Genomic DNA, 18,880 nt, shown 5'->3' with positions numbered 1-18,880 from the left:
CGCAGGTGGCATAATTATGCTGTAATGAGGGTTGGCGTAACTATGTTATAATGGTAGAATGAGTTTCGATATTTTATACGCTATCGAGGTTGAATTAAATGTTCAACTTTTATAGATCAAGGAGAGAACAAATTCAAGTGAATCAACGTAATGAACCTACTTTGTTACTGGTAGATGGTATGGCAGTGTTGTTCCGTGCATTCTACGCAACATCTGCAAGCGGATATATCAGACGCACAAAGGCAGGGCTTCCGACTAATGCAGTCTATGGCTTTATCCGTTATTTTTGGGATGCGGTTCAGACATTTGGACCAAGCCATGTCATCTGCTGCTGGGATATGGGAGGCAAGACGTTTCGCGGTGAGGAGTACGCAGCGTACAAAGGAAATCGTGCCGAAGCTCCGGATGACCTCATTCCCCAGTTTGCACTCATTCGTGAAGTGATGGACAGCCTTAATATTCCGAATATTGGAGCTGAAGGATTCGAAGCCGATGATTGTATCGGGACGCTTGCCAAGTATTACACCGAAGAAACCGATATGAATGTAATGGTGCTGACGGGTGACCATGATATGCTGCAGCTGATTAATGACCGCACAAGTATTATTATTATGAAAAAAGGTCATGGCAACTACATGGTGTACAATCCTGAAACGCTGATGGCTGAGAAACAGTTGACGCCTCGTCAGGTGATTGACATGAAAGGCTTGATGGGGGATGCCAGCGACAATTATCCTGGAGTACGGGGGATTGGCGAGAAAACGGCTTTGAAGTTAGTGCAGGAATATGGCTCGATTGAAGGGATTTTGAGCAATTTGGACAAGCTGACCCCTTCAGTTCGCAAAAAAATCGAGAATGATCTCGATATGCTGCATCTGTCCCGCAAACTGGCAGAGATTCACTGTGCGGTTCCGGTGGCATGTGCACTGGATGGCTGTGAGTTGCGTCTGGATCCGGATATGGTGATGGACAAGTTTGAACAACTTGAGATGAAGAGCCTAGGCTCTTGGATGGGAGTGGCGATCGGGTGAGCAGCAGGATGACAGCGAGAATAGCAAATAAAAAGTGGTGGACCGGGGCGCTGGCCCTTGTCCTGGCATTTCCGGTACTGCTTTCGGGGGCGATAAGTGCTCCACAGACAGTTGAGGCGAAGGCAGCCATTAGCGCGAAAGTACAGAAAGTAAAAGCAGCAGGACGCAGTTTTAGCGTGCAGACCGTTTCGATTCCCAAAGGTACACCGGTAACCGTAGGACTTGCGAAGAAACAGGTGGGTCAAACCGCGACTTTGCCATCCATTGTAAAAGCGTACGGTGCACAGGCAGCAATTAACGGGGCTTTTTTCGAAGCCTATCACGGGGCACCTGATCCTTACGGGATGTTAATAGCAAACGGAAAAGTTATACATATAGGAAGATATGGAACATCGATTGGCTTTAAATCCGACGGATCAGCTGTAATGGATTCGCTCCAAGTGAGTTTGACGGGCACGGTTACGGATACGAAGGGAAAATCCCGCAGCTGGTATGCGACGTTTATTAATCGCACACCTTCAGCAGATGCAAGCATCTCGATGCTGTACACTCCGGAGCGTGGAGCGAACGTTGGATTTAAGGGAGGTACCGCAGTTGTCATAGAAAAGGGCAAAGTCACCAAAAAAGTTCCTAATACAAATGCGGCCATTCCCAAAAATGGTGCTGTGCTTGTCTTCACAGGCGGAGAGAAATCCACAGCAGACCGTTTCACTGTAGGTTCTACCGTAGAGATGAACTACAGATATACCAATGCATCTGGTCAGGAGATTCCATGGCAGGATGTCGTGACTGCTGTTGGCGCTGGTCCGCGTTTGATTAAAGACGGCAAGATTGCTGTAAATCCCGCAGGTGAAGGGTTCAAAGATCCCAAGATTCTGAATGCGTCCGGTGCAAGAAGTGGAATTGCAATCATGGCCGATGGTTCAGTGATGCTTGCTACCGTATCAGGTGCTACAATAAAAGAATGGGCAGCCATCATGCAGAAGCTGGGAGCTAAACAGGCAATGAATCTGGATGGGGGTGCATCATCAGGCATGTATGCAGGCGGCAAGATGCTGACCTCTCCAGGGAGACTGTTAAGCAATACCCTCGTATTCGGTGGTTCTGTTCGATAAAAACGGATAGCAGGAGGTATGACGCGGCATGACATCTATACCTGATCTGATAACAGAAAAAGACGGTACAGCCGTCCTGGCGATTAATGTAGGGCAGCCTAAACCACTGCCTGGTCAGAAGCGTGAAGTGTTGAGCGGTATCGTGAAACATCCGGTCTCTGTCCCCGTATTTCTATCCTTCACTGGCATGACCGGGGATGGGCAGGCAGACCTTGTGAATCATGGCGGTCCTGATAAAGCTGTTTGTGTATATGACTACAGCAGGTATTCAGCCCTTGAGCGATTGATGGACCGTAAGCTGGATTGGGGAGCATTCGGAGAGAATCTGACCGTTACTGGCTGTAAGGAAGAAGAGGTGCGCATTGGTGATGTATTTGAAATCGGAGATGCGCAGGTCCAGGTCAGTCAGCCCAGGCAGCCGTGCTTCAAGCTGAGTGCAAGATATAATTATAAGGACTTGCCTGTCTATTTTCAGGAAAGCGGTCATACAGGATTTTATTTCAGAGTGCTGCAGGAGGGAGAAGTCGGCCCTGCACCACGTTTCAAACGAGTCCAGACGGATGCTGCATCGATGACAATTCTAGAGGCTAATCGAATTATGCATCAAGGGAAACAGGATGAGGAGGGAATGCGGGCTTTGTTATCTGTGCCTGCACTATCGGACAGCTGGAAGCAGTCATTACTGAAACGGCTGAACAAGCTTGAGCGTAACTAAACCATTCTACAGGAATGCTGCTGTTCTATTGGGCCAGCGGCATTTCTTCTTCTAAATCAACAGGGGAGTGAGACCAACATGACAGTTTTAGGTGCGATTGAAGCAGGCGGAACCAAATTTGTATGCGGCATTGGGACAGAAAGTGGAGAGGTTCTGGAACGAGTAAGCTTTCCTACAACCACACCGGAAGAAACGATGGCTCAGGTTATTTCTTTCTTTGAAGGTAAAGGTGTTGAAGCACTGGGTGTAGGTTCGTTCGGTCCGATTGATCCAATTGAAGGCAGCCCAACATATGGTTACATTACCACCACACCGAAGCCGCATTGGGGACAGTACAACATGATTGGCAAACTCAAGGAACACTTTGATGTACCCATGACATTTGACACCGATGTGAACGGAGCTGCTCTGGGCGAAGCCACTTGGGGAGCTGCACAGGGACTGGACAGCTGTCTGTATATAACAGTAGGTACAGGTATTGGTGCCGGAGCTGTGGTCGGCGGGAAAATGGTTCATGGATTGTCCCATCCCGAGATGGGTCATATCATGGTAAGAAGGCATCCGGAAGATACATACGAAGGATTCTGTCCGTTTCATGGGGATTGTCTTGAAGGTCTTGCAGCCGGTCCAGCTGTTAACAAACGCTGGGAACAGCCAGCCTATGAACTGCCGGCAGATCACAAAGCGTGGGAGATTGAAGCCCATTATCTTGCACACGCTCTGATGAATTACGTGCTGATTCTGTCCCCTCAGAAAATTGTGATGGGCGGAGGCGTAATGAAGCAGGAGCATCTGTTCCCGATGGTTCGCGGAAAACTGCAGGAACTGCTTGCAGGTTATGTGCAGCATCCTTCACTTCATGCCGGAATAGATCAGTATGTTGTTCCACCCGGTTTGGGAGACAATGCGGGGTTGTGCGGTTCATTGGCACTGGCAAAATTGGCCTTGTGCAAATAACGCTTCTAGGATTGACGAATTTTACCAGTGTGGTATGATAGGAGCAACAGTATAGTACGATTAATGAGGAAGCACCTCTCTTGCAGCCATTTTGCAGGAGGGGTGCTTTTTCGTGCTGTTTGGAAACAGAGAATATTTCATTAATCGTACAGGCTGAAATGTAAAAAGGAGGGAATGGTAATGGAAGTTATTTTTATGAACAAATTATCCAGAATGTCAGAGCACACTGAGGAAATTGCCCAGTTATGGATTGGCGAGGAGGAGAGCATCTGGCATTTGGGGTGGAGCCGATATGAAGCAGGGGACCGGGAGGATACGATCTGGTACGAAGGGAATTCATGGGTGGAACTGCTGCATATATATCGTCATCAGCTAGCCATGAGAATGAGCGAGGGCTACCGTCCGCTGCTGCATGGATTATATGATGAAAAAGATGATTTGAAGCAGCGCAGTTATGCGGGCCAGCGATTGCATTGTTTTAGCGAGCTGTATGGTAATGAACAGTTATATGATGATCTATGTACATGGCGACGGCAGAAAGCCGCCAGTGATCGGAAAGCTCCGTATTTTGTCGCAACGAATCGTCTGCTGCGTCTGATCAGCGCTTTTGTTCCGCAGACGATGGACGAGTTGATACAGCTTCCTGGCGTAGGGGATAGCAAAGCTGCGGAATATGGAATGGAATGGCTGGAAATGACAAGTGGCATTGAAAGATCAAGATCTTTTCCGCTGGACTGGGTATATACCGTATTGAGAGAGGACGAGTACGAAAGCTGGTTGTACAAGCAGAAAGAGCAGAAATACAAGCAGGAACTGGACAAATTCGTTACACGTAAACATGTGCTGGAAGGAATGAAAGAAGGACAGACTCTGGAAGAGATTGTGAATCGCTCCGGTCTATCCCGCAGGGAGTTAATCGAACTGCTGGAGGCACTGGATCTGGAAGGGTACGACACAGATTCGCTGCTTGACGTCGAACTGGCCGTTATGCCTGAAACGGAACAAGAGGCAGTATGGAATGCCTATGAGGAACTGGGAGATGCGTTTCTGAAGCCTGTATTACATAAAGTGTATGGAGGAGAGCGTCCGGAAGGAGGGAGCCTGGAACAGGTCTATGAGCGATTACGTATGATTCGCATTCGTTTCCGCCGACACGCCGAAACCGAACGCAATGCAGGTTAGTTGGAAAGCGTTCAGAAATACACAAAAGCCGTAAAGACCAAAAAGACGAAGTCGTTCCGGGAAGGAGCGCTTCGTCTTCAACATGTATTTTGTGTCATAAGACGGATACTGCGGTCATTTCAGATCCAGTCTTTTTTGCGGAAAATAAAGAACATCGTCAGGCCGAGCGTAATCATCAGGCCAATCACCGCATAATAACCGTATTTCCAGTGCAGCTCCGGCATGTTATCAAAGTTCATTCCGTATATTCCGGTAATAACGGTCAGCGGCATGAACACGGTCGTGATGGCTGTAAACACCCGCATGATCTCGTTCGCCCGGTTCGCAATACTGGATTGATAAGCTTCTCGCAAGTTGCCCATCAGATCGCGGTAGGTTTCGAACGTTTCTGATATTTTTACGGCGTTCTCATAGATGTCACTGAAGTATTTCTGCAGCTGGTCATCAATGAGACGCAGATCTTTTTTGTTTAATGTATTGATAACCTCTTTTTGAGGTCCCAGTACCTTCTTCAGCCATAAAATCTCGCTTCGCAGCCCGATAATTTCATTCAAATGTGACTTTTTGGTATGCATTAGAATGTCTTCCTCAAGCTTTTCAATGCGAGCTTCAATTCGGTCACCAACAGTAAAGTAATTATCTACGATCAAGTCAACCAGCAGATAGAGCAGACGGTCGGGACTGCTGATCTCCTGTTCCCACAGGATCGGCTTCAATGTACGCAGTTCACTGACCTTCTGTTTGGTTACACTGATGATGAAATGTCTGCCGAGAAAGAGATTTACTGCCCGCAGGAATATTTCTTCATCATCAAAACGAATGCTGTTAATAACAATAAAATAATGATTTTCATAAATTTCGATCTTTGGGCGCTGCTCCTCATCACTCAAGCAGTCTTCCACAGCCAGATCATGCATGGAGAACAGAGGCTGCAGTACAGCCAGATCGTCCACATCCGCATCAATCCAGTAGAATCCTTCCGCTGGCGGAGTCAGCGCTTGCTGAATATCGTCCACCGGGATAAATACACCATTGTTAACCAACCGGATTTTCATGTTATCTACTCCTTCTGCACCCGCCGTCTTGGCGGATATCATCATTAATATGGGCGCAAAAGAACAGATCAGCCGGTCGGCAGCGAAGCCTGATGTATAGGTCTCCGCTTGCTTGCGTTCATCAATCTATAATCAAACGGAAAGAAACGTCCCGCTGCCGACATGCTGATGTCAATTCTCTATGCAGTTGTTCGGAATTCGACTGCCAGTTGGGCCTCGGGTCGCCATCCATTTAATATGTCACCTCTCACATAAGGGCTTATAAACACTTGTCTAGTATACCGCTGGTCCAGAGTGCTTTCAAGCGCAAAAATGTGTCTATTTCGCGCCCTGAGGCAGTGTATGACAAGGGACGATAAACGGTTACAATTTCAGGCTCGAAACCAAGCAACTGCATCTTGACGTGAGGACAGTAATGTTTTAAAGTAAAAGTTAATAAATTTGAATTAAAATTGAATACAGCGAAATCTTATCAAGAGTAGGTGGAGGGACCAGCCCGATGAAACCCGGCAACCGGCGATATACTGCACGGTGCTAATTCTTGCAGCGACCAAGCACTCCCGTAGTGCTGTTGTAACTGAGAGATGAGAGAGGCGCATATCTATTTACATATGACCTTTCTCGGAATCCGAGAAAGGTCTTTGTTATATGCCCAACTTCTCAGCAGTGATTTTCGCGGCCAATGTAATCTATGAACAAGGAGGAGTCAACTCACCATGCCAATTAAAATTCCGGACACACTACCAGCCAAAGAAGTGCTTGAAGGGGAGAATATATTCGTCATGGACGAATCATCTGCATACAAGCAGGATATTCGACCGCTCCGCATTGCGATTCTGAACCTGATGCCTACCAAAGAGACAACCGAAACGCAATTGCTCCGTTTGGTGGGTAACACTCCAATTCAGGTTGACGTGGTATTGGTACATCCCAAATCCCACACTTCCAAGAACACGTCCCAGGAATATCTCGATCTGTTCTACAAAACATTTGACGAGATTCGGCACCGTCGTTTTGACGGGATGATTATTACCGGTGCGCCAGTAGAGCAGTTGGATTTTGAAGATGTGAATTATTGGGAAGAAATTCAGGAGATTTTTGAATGGACCAAAACGAACGTGACCTCGACTATGCATATATGTTGGGCCTCACAAGCAGGTTTATACCACCATTTTGATGTACCCAAAGTTCCCTTGGCTGAAAAGTGTTTTGGCGTATTTCCACACACGATCAGCAAACCCCATGTTCCGCTGCTGCGTGGATTTGATGAAGTGTTTAACGTTCCCCACTCTCGTCACACGGAGGTAAGAAGAGAGGATATCGAGAAGAACGATAAGCTCGACATTTTAGCTGAATCGGAAGAAGCAGGCGTATTCCTGGTTGCGACCAAAGACGGCAAGCAAATTTTTGCTACAGGACATGCCGAGTATGACCCGTTCTCATTGAAATGGGAGTATGACCGTGATGCTGCCAAAGGAATGGATATCGCACTGCCGAAGTATTATTACCCTAATGATGATCCTAGCCGGATTCCTCCGGCAACATGGCGTGCGCATGCTAACTTATTATTCTCTAACTGGCTCAATTACTATGTGTATCAAGAAACACCTTACGATATTGGACCGCAAATCTAATCGAGATTACAGGAGGATGCAGTAATGGAAGATAACAAGTTGAAAATTGAAAGCCGTTTAGCACAAATCGGGTCCATCAATGAACCGGTCACCGGGGCCGTGAACTTTCCGATCTATCAATCCACTGCGTTCCGTCACCCAAAATTGGGACAAAGCACGGGATTTGATTACATCCGTACAACAAATCCGACGCGCAAAGTGCTTGAGGAAGCCGCTGCTGCTCTGGAGTCCGGTGATGCAGGTTTTGCCTGCAGCTCGGGTATGGCCGCGCTGCAAACAATCTTTGCGATGTTTAGCCAAGGGGACCACCTGATTGTTTCCCTGGATCTGTATGGTGGTACATATCGCCTGTTGGAACGAATTTTGTCCCGGTTTGGTGTAACTGCAAGCTATGTAGATACGAATGATCTTACAGCGCTGGAAGACATCCGTCAGCCGAATACAAAAGCGGTATTTATCGAGACACCAACGAACCCGCTCATGATGATTACGGACATACAAGCTGTTGCTTCTTGGGCCAAAACACACAACTTGCTAACCATCGTGGACAATACGCTGCTGACCCCATTCTTCCAGCGTCCGATCGAACTTGGCGCAGATATCATCATCCATAGTGCGACCAAATATCTGGGTGGGCATAATGATGTGCTTGCCGGATTGATTATTACCAAAGGGGAAGCCTTGTCTGAAGAGATGGCCTTCCTTCATAACTCCATTGGTGCCGTGTTATCACCGAATGATTCCTACCAATTGATGAAAGGCATGAAAACACTTGCCCTTCGTATGGAACGTCATGAGTATAACGCGCTTACCATTGCGAAGTTCCTTCTGGAGCATCCGGCTGTTGCCGAAGTGTTTCATCCGGGGTTGTCTGATCATCCGGGATATGAGATTCAGCAGAAGCAGTCTTCGGGAAATACAGGCATTTTCTCGTTCAAAGTGAAAGACGCACGTTATGTTGAGCCGCTGCTGCGCCATATCAAATTAATTGCATTTGCTGAAAGTCTTGGGGGTGTAGAGTCACTCATGACGTATCCTGCGGTGCAGACCCACGCGGATATTCCACATGAAATTCGTGATGCTGTAGGTGTGGATGATCGCCTGCTTCGGTTCTCGGTAGGCATTGAACATGCGGAAGATTTGATTGCAGACCTGAACGCTGCACTGCTGGCCGCACAGCAGGAAGTTGAAGGAGGCGTAACCTCATGAGTGAATCGAGCAACCATAAGCCGAGTACGTCGGAGCTGAAGTTTGATACCAAACTGCTTCACTTTGGAGATGAGATTGACAAGACGACGGGTGCGTCGAGTGTGCCGATCTATCAGGCTTCTACATTCCATCACTTTGATATTTTTAATCCGCCGCAGCATGATTACAGCCGTTCAGGTAATCCAACCCGTCAAGCTTTGGAAGATTACATTGCACTGCTTGAAGGCGGGGTACGCGGATTTGCCTATTCTACAGGGATGTCTGCCATATCCAGTGTGTTCATGATGTTCTCCGCAGGGGATCATATCATTGTAACGGAAGATGTATACGGCGGTACATATCGTCTGCTGACTACGATACTAAGCCGGATGCAGATTGAGACTACCTTTGTGGATATGACCAGCATTGAGGAAGTCAAGGCAGCGATCAAGCCGAACACCAAAGCTGTGTATATGGAGACACCATCCAACCCGACCCTGAGAATTACGGATATTGCGGCGGTAACGTCATGGTCGAAGGAACATGATCTGATTACCATTTTGGATAACACGTTCATGACACCGTACTATCAGCGTCCGATTGAGCTTGGTGTAGATATCGTTGTACATAGTGCTACGAAGTTTCTAGGTGGTCACAGCGATGTGCTGGCGGGTCTGGCTGTTGCACGTACAGACGAACTGGGAAGACAGCTGAAACAGCTGCAAAACGGGCTCGGTACCGTTCTCGGAGCACAGGAATCCTGGCTTCTGATGCGCGGTATGAAAACACTTGGTGCACGTATGGCTCATAGTGAGCAGAGTACGGCTAAACTGGCTGGCTGGCTCAAGAAGCGTTCTGATATAACGGCTGTCTACTACCCAGGACTGGAGGATCATCCGGGGCGTGAAGCACACGAGCGTCAGTCTACGGGCTACGGGGCTGTGGTTTCGTTTGATGTTGGTTCGGGAGATCGAGCCAAAGCAGTCTTGAATCAGGTGAAACTGCCAATTGTTGCTGTAAGTTTGGGCGCCGTTGAGAGCATTCTTTCGTATCCGACGATGATGTCCCATGCTGCCATGCCGGCAGAGGTTCGACATGAGCGGGGAATCACGGACGGGCTGCTTCGTTTCTCTGTTGGACTTGAGGATATTGATGATCTGATTGCTGATCTTGAGCAGGCGCTTCAGGCCACTTTATAAAGTTAAACTCGATTTTTCACACGAGTTATTCTGACGTCAAGATAACCCTGGAGAGCGGTGGCAATCCCCAAATGCTTTAAATATAACTGATTTTATATGTAAAAATTTTAATTCGTTTTTGAAGCACCTTTGCATAAGGTGCTTTTTTTCACATGTAACCTGTGTTACGATATGTAAAGTACAGAAATGCGATGCTGCAGCCAAGACTTGCTTTTATATCAAGCCGGGCGGAATGTCGTATTATTTTCTCTTTACGAGGGAGGCTTTTTTACAATGAGTACGGTAGACCGTATCTTAGATAAAGCCCTTCGGGGCGAACGTTTGGACTTGGAAGACACGATTCAGTTATTTGAATCTGATGAAGTGGATAAAATCGGGGCAAGCAGCCAATGTAATTATGAAACGTATGCACCCTGAGCCATACAGAACCTTTGTCATTGGGCGTAACGTTAACTACACGAACGTGTGCGACGTATACTGCCGTTTTTGTGCTTTTTACCGCAGACCTGGTTCTGAAGAAGGTTATGTGCTGCCGGATGAAGTGATTTTCCAGAAGATCAAGGAAACCGAAGATGTCAACGGAACCGAGATTTTGATGCAGGGTGGAACAAATCCTAACCTGCCTTTCAGTTATTATACGGACCTGCTGAAAGCAATCAAGGAGCGTTTTCCGAATATCACGATGCACTCCTTCTCACCAGCCGAGATTATGAAAATGGTTGAAGTATCCGACGGCCTTACGCTCGAAGAGGTTGTACGTGCCATTCATGAAGCTGGACTGGACTCCCTCCCTGGTGGCGGAGCCGAGATTCTTGATGACCGTACACGCCGCAAAATCAGCCGTCTGAAAGGTTCATGGCGCGACTGGATGGACGTCATGCAGACAGCTCACCGGATCGGGATGAATACCACTGCGACAATGGTTATTGGTCTGGGTGAATCTATGGAAGAACGTGCGCTGCATCTGATGCGTGTGCGTGAAGCTCAGGATGAATGTATTGAGAACAAATATGATTCCGAAGGTTTCCTCGCATTTATTCCGTGGACTTTCCAGCCGGATAATACGAATCTCAAGCTGGAGCGTCAAACGCCAGAAGAATATCTGAAAACGGTAGCGATCAGCCGCCTGGTGCTGGATAATATCAAGAACATCCAATCCTCGTGGGTAACGATGGGTCCTGAAATTGGTAAGAAGTCGCTCGAATTCGGCTGTAATGACTTCGGCAGTACGATGATTGAAGAGAACGTTGTATCCTCCGCAGGAGCGACGTACAAAGTAAACATCGAATCTATTCTTCGCCTGATACGCGAGTCTGGTTACATTCCGGCACAGCGCAATACACGTTATGAGATTCTGCGCATGTTTGATGAAGAGAGCAGTGTACCTAAAGATTTCGTCATGCAGAACTAATATTACTTATGATATCTAAGTGTTCACGTTAAGGATGAATGTTTTCTATTTTCTATGAGAATGAATGAGCGTTCGTGATATGAGATCGGGATGAATCAGGAAAACACCTGGTTCATCCCTTTTTGATGTTGTACTGAACTGCAGCTGCAGTTTGTTTCAGATCATCAAACAGTACATATTACGCATTTGGCGATATGTTATATAGATTTTTAACTGATACAATGGAGGGACAGTTGTGCAGTCAAACCTGTTGGGAGGAACGAATCGATGAAGACAAGAAAACTTGGAAAGACAGCACTAGACGTACCCGTTTTAAGTTTTGGCGCATCCTCGCTAGGTTCTGTATTTCGAGATATTGACCGGGATGAAGGCATTCGTACCGTTCATGCGGCGATAGATGCGGGCATGAATTATATAGACGTATCACCTTACTACGGATTAACTAAGGCAGAGACGGTACTTGGTGAGGCTGTTCGTACTTTGCCGCGCAGCTCGTATACGTTATCGACCAAAGCGGGACGTTATGGCGAAAACGAGTTTGATTTTTCCCGTAAGCGTATTCTGGATAGTGTGCAGGAGAGCATGGGAAGGCTGCATACGGACTACATTGATATTTTATTCCTGCATGATATCGAGTTTGTGGCACCTGAAATTATCATTGAAGAAGCTTTTCCAACGCTATTAGATCTGAAAGAGCAGGGCGTGATCCGTTATGCTGGCATTTGCGGGCTGCCGCTGCCTTTGTTTGAAAAAATGCTGCCCCAGCTTGATGCAGATGCTATTATTTCTTATTGTCATTACGCATTAAACGATACGTCATTGTTGTCGCTTCTTCCGCTGCTTGAGGAAAAAGGGGTTGGTCTTGTAAACGCTTCCCCACTCTCCATGGGATTATTAAGTACCCGGGGAACGCCCGACTGGCACCCAGCGGGTGATCGGGTTAAGGAACTTTGTTTGAAAGCTGCTCGTTTTTGCGAGGAACAAGGCAGTAATATTGCCAAGCTGGCAGTACAATTTTCCACAGCAAATGAACAAATCCCGACAACACTGGTGAGCAGTGCAAGTCAGCAAAATATTATGAATAATGCCGCCTGGGTCGAAGAGCCATTAGATCAGAAGCTGCTGGAAGAGGTGCTGCACATTCTGGCTCCACTAAACAATGAAACCTGGCCTAGTGGACGCCCTGAATATAATGTGCACAGCAGTATAACGCCAAATTCGTCTAAGGGGGAACAGCAATAATGAGAGCTGTGGTATGTGAAGAAATTAATCGTTTGGTGCTGAAGGAACTTCCACAGCCGGTAAGAGCTGAAGGAGAGGCAATGGTTGCAATTCAGCGAATTGGCATCTGTGGTACGGATCTGCATGCCTACAAGGGCAATCAGCCGTTCTTTACGTATCCCCGTGTGTTGGGTCATGAACTTGCAGGCATCATCGAGGAGATTGGTCCCAATGAGGCTGGCCTACAGGTAGGAGATCAAGTGGCTGTTATCCCTTATCTGCACTGCGGCCACTGCATCGCCTGTCGTTCAGGCAAGACAAACTGCTGTGCTTCTATGCAGGTGATGGGCGTTCATGTGGACGGTGGGATGAGGGAGCGGATCACCGTACCTGTCACTCATCTGCTCAAAGCAGAAGGTTTAACCTTAGATGAGACAGCTATGGTGGAACCTCTCAGCATTGGAGCACACGCTGTGCGCAGAGCAGCACTTCAACCAGGAGAGCGTGTTGTTGTGATTGGAGCCGGACCGATTGGACTTGGCGTTATGGCTTTTGCTAAAGAAGCAGGAGCCTATGTTATTGCAGTAGACCGTAATGTGGACAGGCTGGAACTCAGTCGAACGTGGGCGGGAGCAGACGAGATGGTACAGGCAGATGAATCGGCGCTGCAGACGAGTATCCGAGATCACTTGTGGTGATTATGCGACAGCTGTATTTGATGCGACAGGTAATGTGTATTCCATGAACGGGGCCATCCCGTATGTAGCGCACGGTGGGCAGTTGATTTTTGTTGGGTTGGTAAAAGCGGATATCACATTTCATGATCCCGAATTTCACAAACGTGAGATGAGCATGCTTGGGAGCCGGAATGCAACGCGTGAAGATTTTGAACAGGTGCTGTCTACGCTGCGCAGCAAAAAATTAAGCATGGATGGTTATGTTACACATCGAGCAGCATTCGATGAGCTGCCCACCTCAATGGATGAGTGGCTGTTACCTGAATCGCAAGTGGTCAAAGCGATTGTAGAGTTATAGTTTTTGTACAATTACAGTTTCATGTATAAATGAGAGACGCTCTCTTCCGAAGCGATGAACAATGGAGATTAATCCATAGATTCATCAGGGAAGAGAGCGTTTTGTTATCGTTTAGATTCTAGCCATTTCATTTTTCTGGGTTCGATACAATGCCCGCATGCGGATCGATGTGCCGAACGATCGACTTCAACCAGATCATCTCCAGGAAATGCACTTCGTAATAAAGAGTTCCTGGAATCTGTCCGATCCAGGTTTCAGATCCTGCGGTTGGGGAAGGTTCGAAAGCACCTTCGAACCTTCCCGGCTCCCTGCGCAGACGGCTGCGTACAGCTTTTTCAACTTGAGCGCTTTGAGTAGTCAGAATGCATATTTTGCGTTTGGGAGAGAATCCCCGGAAGGCAAGATACACCATTTCGTAGGCAATCAGATAAGCGATGACAGAATACATGGCCTGATCCCAGCCAAAAACAACACCAGCAGCTGTCAGTATGATCAAGTTAAGCAGCATGATTATTTTTTCGATAAGCATCCGTTTCCCGCTAAAAACACGTTCAGGCGGCCGGGAGGACGGATCACCGATTTCCAGCGTATCCAGTGTCCCACCATACCGTACGACAAGCCCGATCCCGAGCCCCAGACATAATCCACCAAACATGGCAGCAGCCAGAGGATGCTCGACGAGCGGCGGCATGGGATGCAGCACAATGGCACTAATCGAAAAGACAACCAGACCCAGAACAGTAACCAGTACAAACTTTTTCTTCACAATCTTGTAGGATAGAAATATAAACGGAACATTGAATAAAAACAGGAACAAACCGATTCGAAGCTCAGTCCAATGTGCGAAAAGGGAAGAGATTCCCGTCATCCCGCCAATAATAATTTTATTGGGGTGTAGAAATAATTCTAGTCCCACGGAGGCCAGTACTCCGCCAATAATAACCAGAATCAGATTCAACCAGCGGCGGGAAGGCGATATGCTGCCCTTGGCAGTACGCGGCACCGGATTAGCCGATATCAGAGGTGCTTTCACAGGTCATCCTCCTTATGTGCGGCTTCGAGCCATTCTCCCTGGGTTCTTCACAGAAAGTTCAGCATGCAGCCGCTTAATGGCTTGATACAATTACATGTCTGCTCTGCACGGACATGTTTTATCCTTCTTTCTGCAGAACCTTTGGTTCCTCTTTCTTTTTACGCGGATCTTTGAACTTAAATATTTTGTTCAGAATATTAAATACGTGCTTGGACTCTTTGGTTAACAGCGGCCCAAGAATGGCCAGAATCAATACATACAGTGCGGCAAATGGCTGGAGCAGTGGTAACAGTCCGCCGGCTTTACCCATGTTGGCCATAATGATCGAAAATTCGCCGCGGGATACTATGGTTAATCCAATATTGGCAGATGCTTTTGGCGAAAGTCCTGCGCTGCGTCCAGCCAGCATACCGGCCAGGAAGTTACCGAACAGCGTAATCAGTACAGCAATCAATGCCAGCCATACGGCATCTCCGCCGAGAGACAATGGATCAATCGACAGTCCGAAGCTGAAGAAGAAGACAGCTCCAAAGAAGTCACGGAACGGCAGAATCAGATGTTCAATCCGTTTAGCATGCTCCGTTTCCGCCAGTACAAGACCAACCAGCAAAGCTCCGATTGCTTCGGCAACGTGGATGGTTTCAGAGAAGCCGGCTACCAGGAACAGTGCCCCGAAAACAACAAGTGAGAATAATTCATTGGAACGAATTTTGAGCAGTTTATTCAGCAGCGGTGTAGCTTTACGTCCGACAATGATGACTACAAGCATGAAACCGAGAGCAATCAGGGCGGACATGATCACGCCTCCGATGGAGGATGAATCACTGAGCACCAGTCCGGACAGGATGGAGATATATACAGCGAGGAACACATCCTCGAACATGATAATACCCAAAATCATCTCGGTCTCCGGATTGGCTGTACGTTTCAAATCAACGAGCACCTTGGCTACAATGGCACTGGAAGAGATTGTCGTAATCCCTGCGATGACCAATGCTTCAGCTGCCGGGAAATCGGCGGCAAAACCGAACACTAATCCCAGTGTAAAGTTAATCCCGATGTAGATCGAGCCGCCGACAACGATGGAGCGACCGGATTTGACCAAGCGGCCAACTGAAAACTCCAGTCCCAGATAAAACAACAGAAACAGAATACCGATGCGACCCATAAAGTCGATGAACGGCTGACTTTCGATAAATCGGAAGTCCAGATGCCAGATTTGCATGGCGTGTGGTCCTACGGCCATCCCGATCAGAATGTAGAACGGAACAACCGAAAATCTAAGTTTTGCGGATAAAAGGCCGGCTGCTGCGATGAGCACCAAGGCCAGACCTACTTCAAAAATCAAATGATCCATCGAGTTACCCCCTTCCTGTCAGGAGGAGGGACTTGAAAAGCTTCTGCTGGTTGCGTTCGCCAACGGCAACTACGGTAGATTCTGCGCTGATCACAACCTCCGGACCTGGGCTGATGTGTTTTTTATGATTTTTCTCCACAACGGCAATGACCGTTGCGCCAGAGTTTTGACGTACATTCAATTCACCAATGGATTTGCCGATGCATCCGAACGAGGTTTCGATTTTATACCATTCGATAATCAGGTCGTCAAAAGTGACTTCAATATTTTCAAGCTGTTTCGGTTTGTAAGTTAATCCGCCAACGATGGCGGCAATTTGTCTTGCTTCATTGTCATCCAGTGTAATCATGGAGATGCTTTGATCTGGATCATCATATTCAAAGTGATACATCTCCCGGCGGCCATCATCGTGAATAATAATAACGATTTTATCACCGCTGCTCGTTTCAATTTGAAATTTTTTGCCGATTCCCGGCAGGTCTGTTTCGCGTACATCCATGGATAGTATGCCTCCTTAGTGATTGAGGCTGGCCATAGAAGGGAGGCTTATCTTCCCGTAATCAGGTCATCTGCTGCTCAGGGCGGAACATCAAATGGTGCGGGGAAACAGAGCCAGTAATTCCTGACACAGCCAAATATATAATGTGAAATAGAGAAAAGTATGCAAAATAAAGTACAACAAAATAAAAAACAGCAAAATAAAGTGCAGCAAACAAAACGCCCAAACCAAGATATTTCAAAACTAACGTTTACGTAAAGGGTTATAAGTTATGCATGAGAACACCGTCCATAACGAGGAGGTAGCTCTATGCGCAGGCAGCCTTGCAAATACAGCAAACAAGCTCTTATCGAGCACAGGCGTATTTGGGTGCCATCGGAGAGAGGGATAAATACATACTGGTAAATTTAATTGGAAGCAGAAATAATCTGCGTTTGAATAGACAATACCACGGTTTAAAAGACAGACCTGCTGTGGGTATTCGCAGCACGATTAACAATGCGAGGACAAGAAATACAGGCTTGGTCTGCTTCACTGCAGCCAGCTTAGACATCACTTGCGTGTTTTTGCGAATGACAGGTTTCTGCTGAGACTCGGGTATTTGGGACAGTACTTCAAGCCCTTCTTTATTCGAAGTGGCATCAACGGATACACCAACTGCAGACTCCGTCTGCATTGGGATCGGGAAGCACAGCGCCTGAAAGACGCACAAAATGATAATAATCATGTGATGAAGCAGTCTCGGTTGTTGTCTCATTGTTGGCTTCCCCCCTTCCGTGAACATACTGTTATAAAAATAATAACACATTTTTGTCTTAACTCCAAACCATTCATTCAAAGTTCACTAAACCTTCTATTATGAGTTCTGCAAAAAAATGCTGCTCGAAGCTTTGCAAACCATTCATTAAAATATCCTCCAAAGCCTTCCTCAAAGTACCCTCCAATTCCTCTTCAAAGTATCCTCCAATTCCTTAAAGTATTTTCCAACCCTTTCCTTTTATGCTGAGAAATCATGACACCCTTTCCATCAAACCGCTTCGTATATCCCCATTGGCCTTGCCATATACTTTGAAGAGGAAGAAAGGAGTGATTCTTATGGAACTGTTTGCAGTATGGACCGATGTGTCTGGACAGGAGGAAGCAGCGCATTTTCACCGATGCATCAAGGAAAAAACCAAAGGTTTACATATAAGCAAAAGAGGCTTCCGGCTCACCTTCAAACATAAGGATGGCAGGGCAGGCTGGATGTGTAGAGGGAATGAGAATCACGAAGATTTCCAGCAGTGGCTTCCCCGCATCAGCGATCTGTTATCGCTTGGTATAGCCGATTTTATTATGGAGACGCAGGAGCACAGACTGGTAGAGGATATGATTGCCAAAACTTGTTCTGTTATGGACGAACATGAGGTTGAAAAGGTTCACCGAATCTGCATGCCGCTGCTGATCAACGGTGATTTGGGTCAGCCGGGCCTTCGAGAACGCCGACGTGCATCTTTAGCGAGAGGTTTACGGCAGGATTTGGAGGAAGTTCACTTTTTTCATCTGGAAGGCATCCTGAATTTCCGGCTGCGCAGCTACAAACAGGAACTGCAGGAATTGGTGGAATACGCTCTGGATGAATTCTGGATGGACCGCCAGTATGAAGAGTTTATGGGGCTTCTCAAGTACTTTGTTTTCTTTCAGGAAGCAAAAGTTCCTTTGATCCATCTGATTCACAAAGGCAAGCATGAATTTCAGGTGCTTGATGCGGGACTGAATCTGCTGCCTGTGCAGAAGGATGAACAGGTTGTAGTGGAGATGCCGGGATTGGAACTGGAAATGGATATTGAAGATATGATCGTGAGTACACTCATCTCCATATCTCCTGAAAAAGTGATGCTGCACACGAGTACACCCGAGCTGCCTATCATTTCAACAATATGCCAGATTTTTGAGGATAAGGTACAGATATGCCACCAATGTCCCGAATGCGAAGTGCTGCGCTCAGGATTGCTGACAGGTCTTGACGCAGGCGATTTGGGCAATTATAATAACTGTTGATCTAAGATATGAATAAATTGAGAAACAAAAGCGATGACAAAGACAAGAACCGCACGTTTGATCGGTGCAGAGAGAGGAACCTGGGCTGAAATTTCCTCCGGATATCACGTATGGTTTACCCCTTTGTAGCTGCAATTTTGAAAATAAAGCCGCATAATCCCACCATCTAAGATGACGGAAGGTTTTATGAGTAAGGATCTGCCGGGTC

The 18,880-nt window shown here is 47.0% G+C and carries 15 protein-coding genes, 2 pseudogenes and 1 riboswitch; of the genes and pseudogenes, 12 read left to right on the top strand and 5 right to left on the bottom strand.

Annotation, left to right across the window (positions count from 1 at the left end; all coding sequences use genetic code 11):
• Nucleotides 1–137: 137 nt before the first annotated feature.
• The 5 genes from ABXS70_RS17215 to ABXS70_RS17195 all read left to right on the top strand — a co-directional run bounded on the left by ABXS70_RS17215 (nucleotide 138) and on the right by ABXS70_RS17195 (nucleotide 5,000).
• On the top strand, nucleotides 138–1,031 hold the full coding sequence (locus tag ABXS70_RS17215; RefSeq protein WP_342555081.1) for a 5'-3' exonuclease H3TH domain-containing protein: 894 nt from the start codon (nucleotides 138–140) through the stop codon (nucleotides 1,029–1,031).
• Nucleotides 1,032–1,039: 8 nt separating this feature from the next.
• Nucleotides 1,040–2,146, top strand: a complete 1,107-nt coding sequence (locus ABXS70_RS17210) for a phosphodiester glycosidase family protein (RefSeq protein WP_342555082.1) — start codon at nucleotides 1,040–1,042, stop codon at nucleotides 2,144–2,146.
• 28 nt (nucleotides 2,147–2,174) lie between these two features.
• A complete protein-coding gene (locus ABXS70_RS17205; protein WP_342555083.1) occupies nucleotides 2,175–2,861 on the top strand; it encodes an MOSC domain-containing protein in 687 nt (228 codons plus the stop codon).
• Between the two features lie 78 nt (nucleotides 2,862–2,939).
• Nucleotides 2,940–3,818 (top strand): ROK family protein, encoded by an 879-nt coding sequence (locus ABXS70_RS17200; protein WP_342555084.1) that lies wholly within the window; start codon nucleotides 2,940–2,942, stop codon nucleotides 3,816–3,818.
• A 180-nt stretch (nucleotides 3,819–3,998) separates the two neighbouring features.
• A complete protein-coding gene (locus tag ABXS70_RS17195; protein WP_342555085.1) occupies nucleotides 3,999–5,000 on the top strand; it encodes an HRDC domain-containing protein in 1,002 nt (333 codons plus the stop codon).
• A 119-nt stretch (nucleotides 5,001–5,119) separates the two neighbouring features.
• Here ABXS70_RS17195 and corA read toward each other — a convergent pair whose 3' ends face one another.
• Entirely contained in the window at nucleotides 5,120–6,055 is a 936-nt protein-coding gene (gene corA / locus ABXS70_RS17190; RefSeq protein WP_123065051.1) for a magnesium/cobalt transporter CorA, read from the bottom strand.
• 466 nt (nucleotides 6,056–6,521) lie between these two features.
• Nucleotides 6,522–6,646, top strand: a riboswitch (SAM riboswitch).
• Nucleotides 6,647–6,771: 125 nt separating this feature from the next.
• On the opposite strand from corA, the gene metA reads away from it, so the two are divergent.
• From metA to ABXS70_RS17160, 6 genes and pseudogenes are all read left to right on the top strand, one after another.
• Complete coding sequence (gene metA, locus ABXS70_RS17185) at nucleotides 6,772–7,689, top strand: homoserine O-succinyltransferase (protein WP_342555086.1); 918 nt, start codon at nucleotides 6,772–6,774, stop codon at nucleotides 7,687–7,689.
• Between the two features lie 24 nt (nucleotides 7,690–7,713).
• Nucleotides 7,714–8,898, top strand: a complete 1,185-nt coding sequence (locus ABXS70_RS17180; RefSeq protein ID WP_342555087.1) for an aminotransferase class I/II-fold pyridoxal phosphate-dependent enzyme — start codon at nucleotides 7,714–7,716, stop codon at nucleotides 8,896–8,898.
• Nucleotides 8,895–10,076 (top strand): aminotransferase class I/II-fold pyridoxal phosphate-dependent enzyme, encoded by a 1,182-nt coding sequence (locus ABXS70_RS17175; protein ID WP_366289417.1) that lies wholly within the window; start codon nucleotides 8,895–8,897, stop codon nucleotides 10,074–10,076. Before ABXS70_RS17180 ends, ABXS70_RS17175 begins: the two co-directional genes overlap by 4 nt.
• A gap of 273 nt (nucleotides 10,077–10,349) precedes the next feature.
• Nucleotides 10,350–11,487 (top strand): annotated as a pseudogene (mqnC, locus tag ABXS70_RS17170) (cyclic dehypoxanthinyl futalosine synthase).
• Between the two features lie 267 nt (nucleotides 11,488–11,754).
• Entirely contained in the window at nucleotides 11,755–12,729 is a 975-nt protein-coding gene (locus tag ABXS70_RS17165) for an aldo/keto reductase (RefSeq protein WP_366289414.1), read from the top strand.
• Nucleotides 12,729–13,743 (top strand): annotated as a pseudogene (locus tag ABXS70_RS17160) (zinc-binding alcohol dehydrogenase family protein). Before ABXS70_RS17165 ends, ABXS70_RS17160 begins: the two are co-directional and overlap by 1 nt.
• Before the next feature lie 127 nt (nucleotides 13,744–13,870).
• On the opposite strand, the gene ABXS70_RS17155 reads toward ABXS70_RS17160, so the two are convergent.
• From ABXS70_RS17155 to ABXS70_RS17140, 4 genes are all read right to left on the bottom strand, one after another.
• Nucleotides 13,871–14,776 (bottom strand): YitT family protein, encoded by a 906-nt coding sequence (locus ABXS70_RS17155; RefSeq protein WP_342555092.1) that lies wholly within the window; start codon nucleotides 14,774–14,776, stop codon nucleotides 13,871–13,873.
• A 118-nt stretch (nucleotides 14,777–14,894) separates the two neighbouring features.
• Nucleotides 14,895–16,133, bottom strand: a complete 1,239-nt coding sequence (locus tag ABXS70_RS17150) for a cation:proton antiporter (protein WP_342555093.1) — start codon at nucleotides 16,131–16,133, stop codon at nucleotides 14,895–14,897.
• 4 nt (nucleotides 16,134–16,137) lie between these two features.
• Nucleotides 16,138–16,632: a cation:proton antiporter regulatory subunit gene (locus ABXS70_RS17145; RefSeq protein WP_342555094.1), complete on the bottom strand. Its 495-nt coding sequence runs from the start codon at nucleotides 16,630–16,632 to the stop codon at nucleotides 16,138–16,140.
• Nucleotides 16,633–16,978: 346 nt separating this feature from the next.
• Entirely contained in the window at nucleotides 16,979–17,389 is a 411-nt protein-coding gene (locus ABXS70_RS17140) for a hypothetical protein (protein WP_342555095.1), read from the bottom strand.
• Nucleotides 17,390–17,727: 338 nt separating this feature from the next.
• Here ABXS70_RS17140 and ABXS70_RS17135 point away from each other — a divergent pair, with 338 nt between their 5' ends.
• The gene (locus ABXS70_RS17135) at nucleotides 17,728–18,672 is read left to right on the top strand and encodes a putative sporulation protein YtxC (protein ID WP_342555096.1); all 945 of its coding nucleotides are present in this window, start codon (nucleotides 17,728–17,730) and stop codon (nucleotides 18,670–18,672) included.
• The last annotated feature ends 208 nt before the right edge of the window (nucleotides 18,673–18,880 follow it).

The organism is Paenibacillus sp. AN1007 (assembly GCF_040702995.1).
Taxonomy (GTDB): Bacteria; Bacillota; Bacilli; order Paenibacillales; family Paenibacillaceae; genus Paenibacillus.
This window is presented reverse-complemented; position numbering and strand designations above follow the sequence as displayed.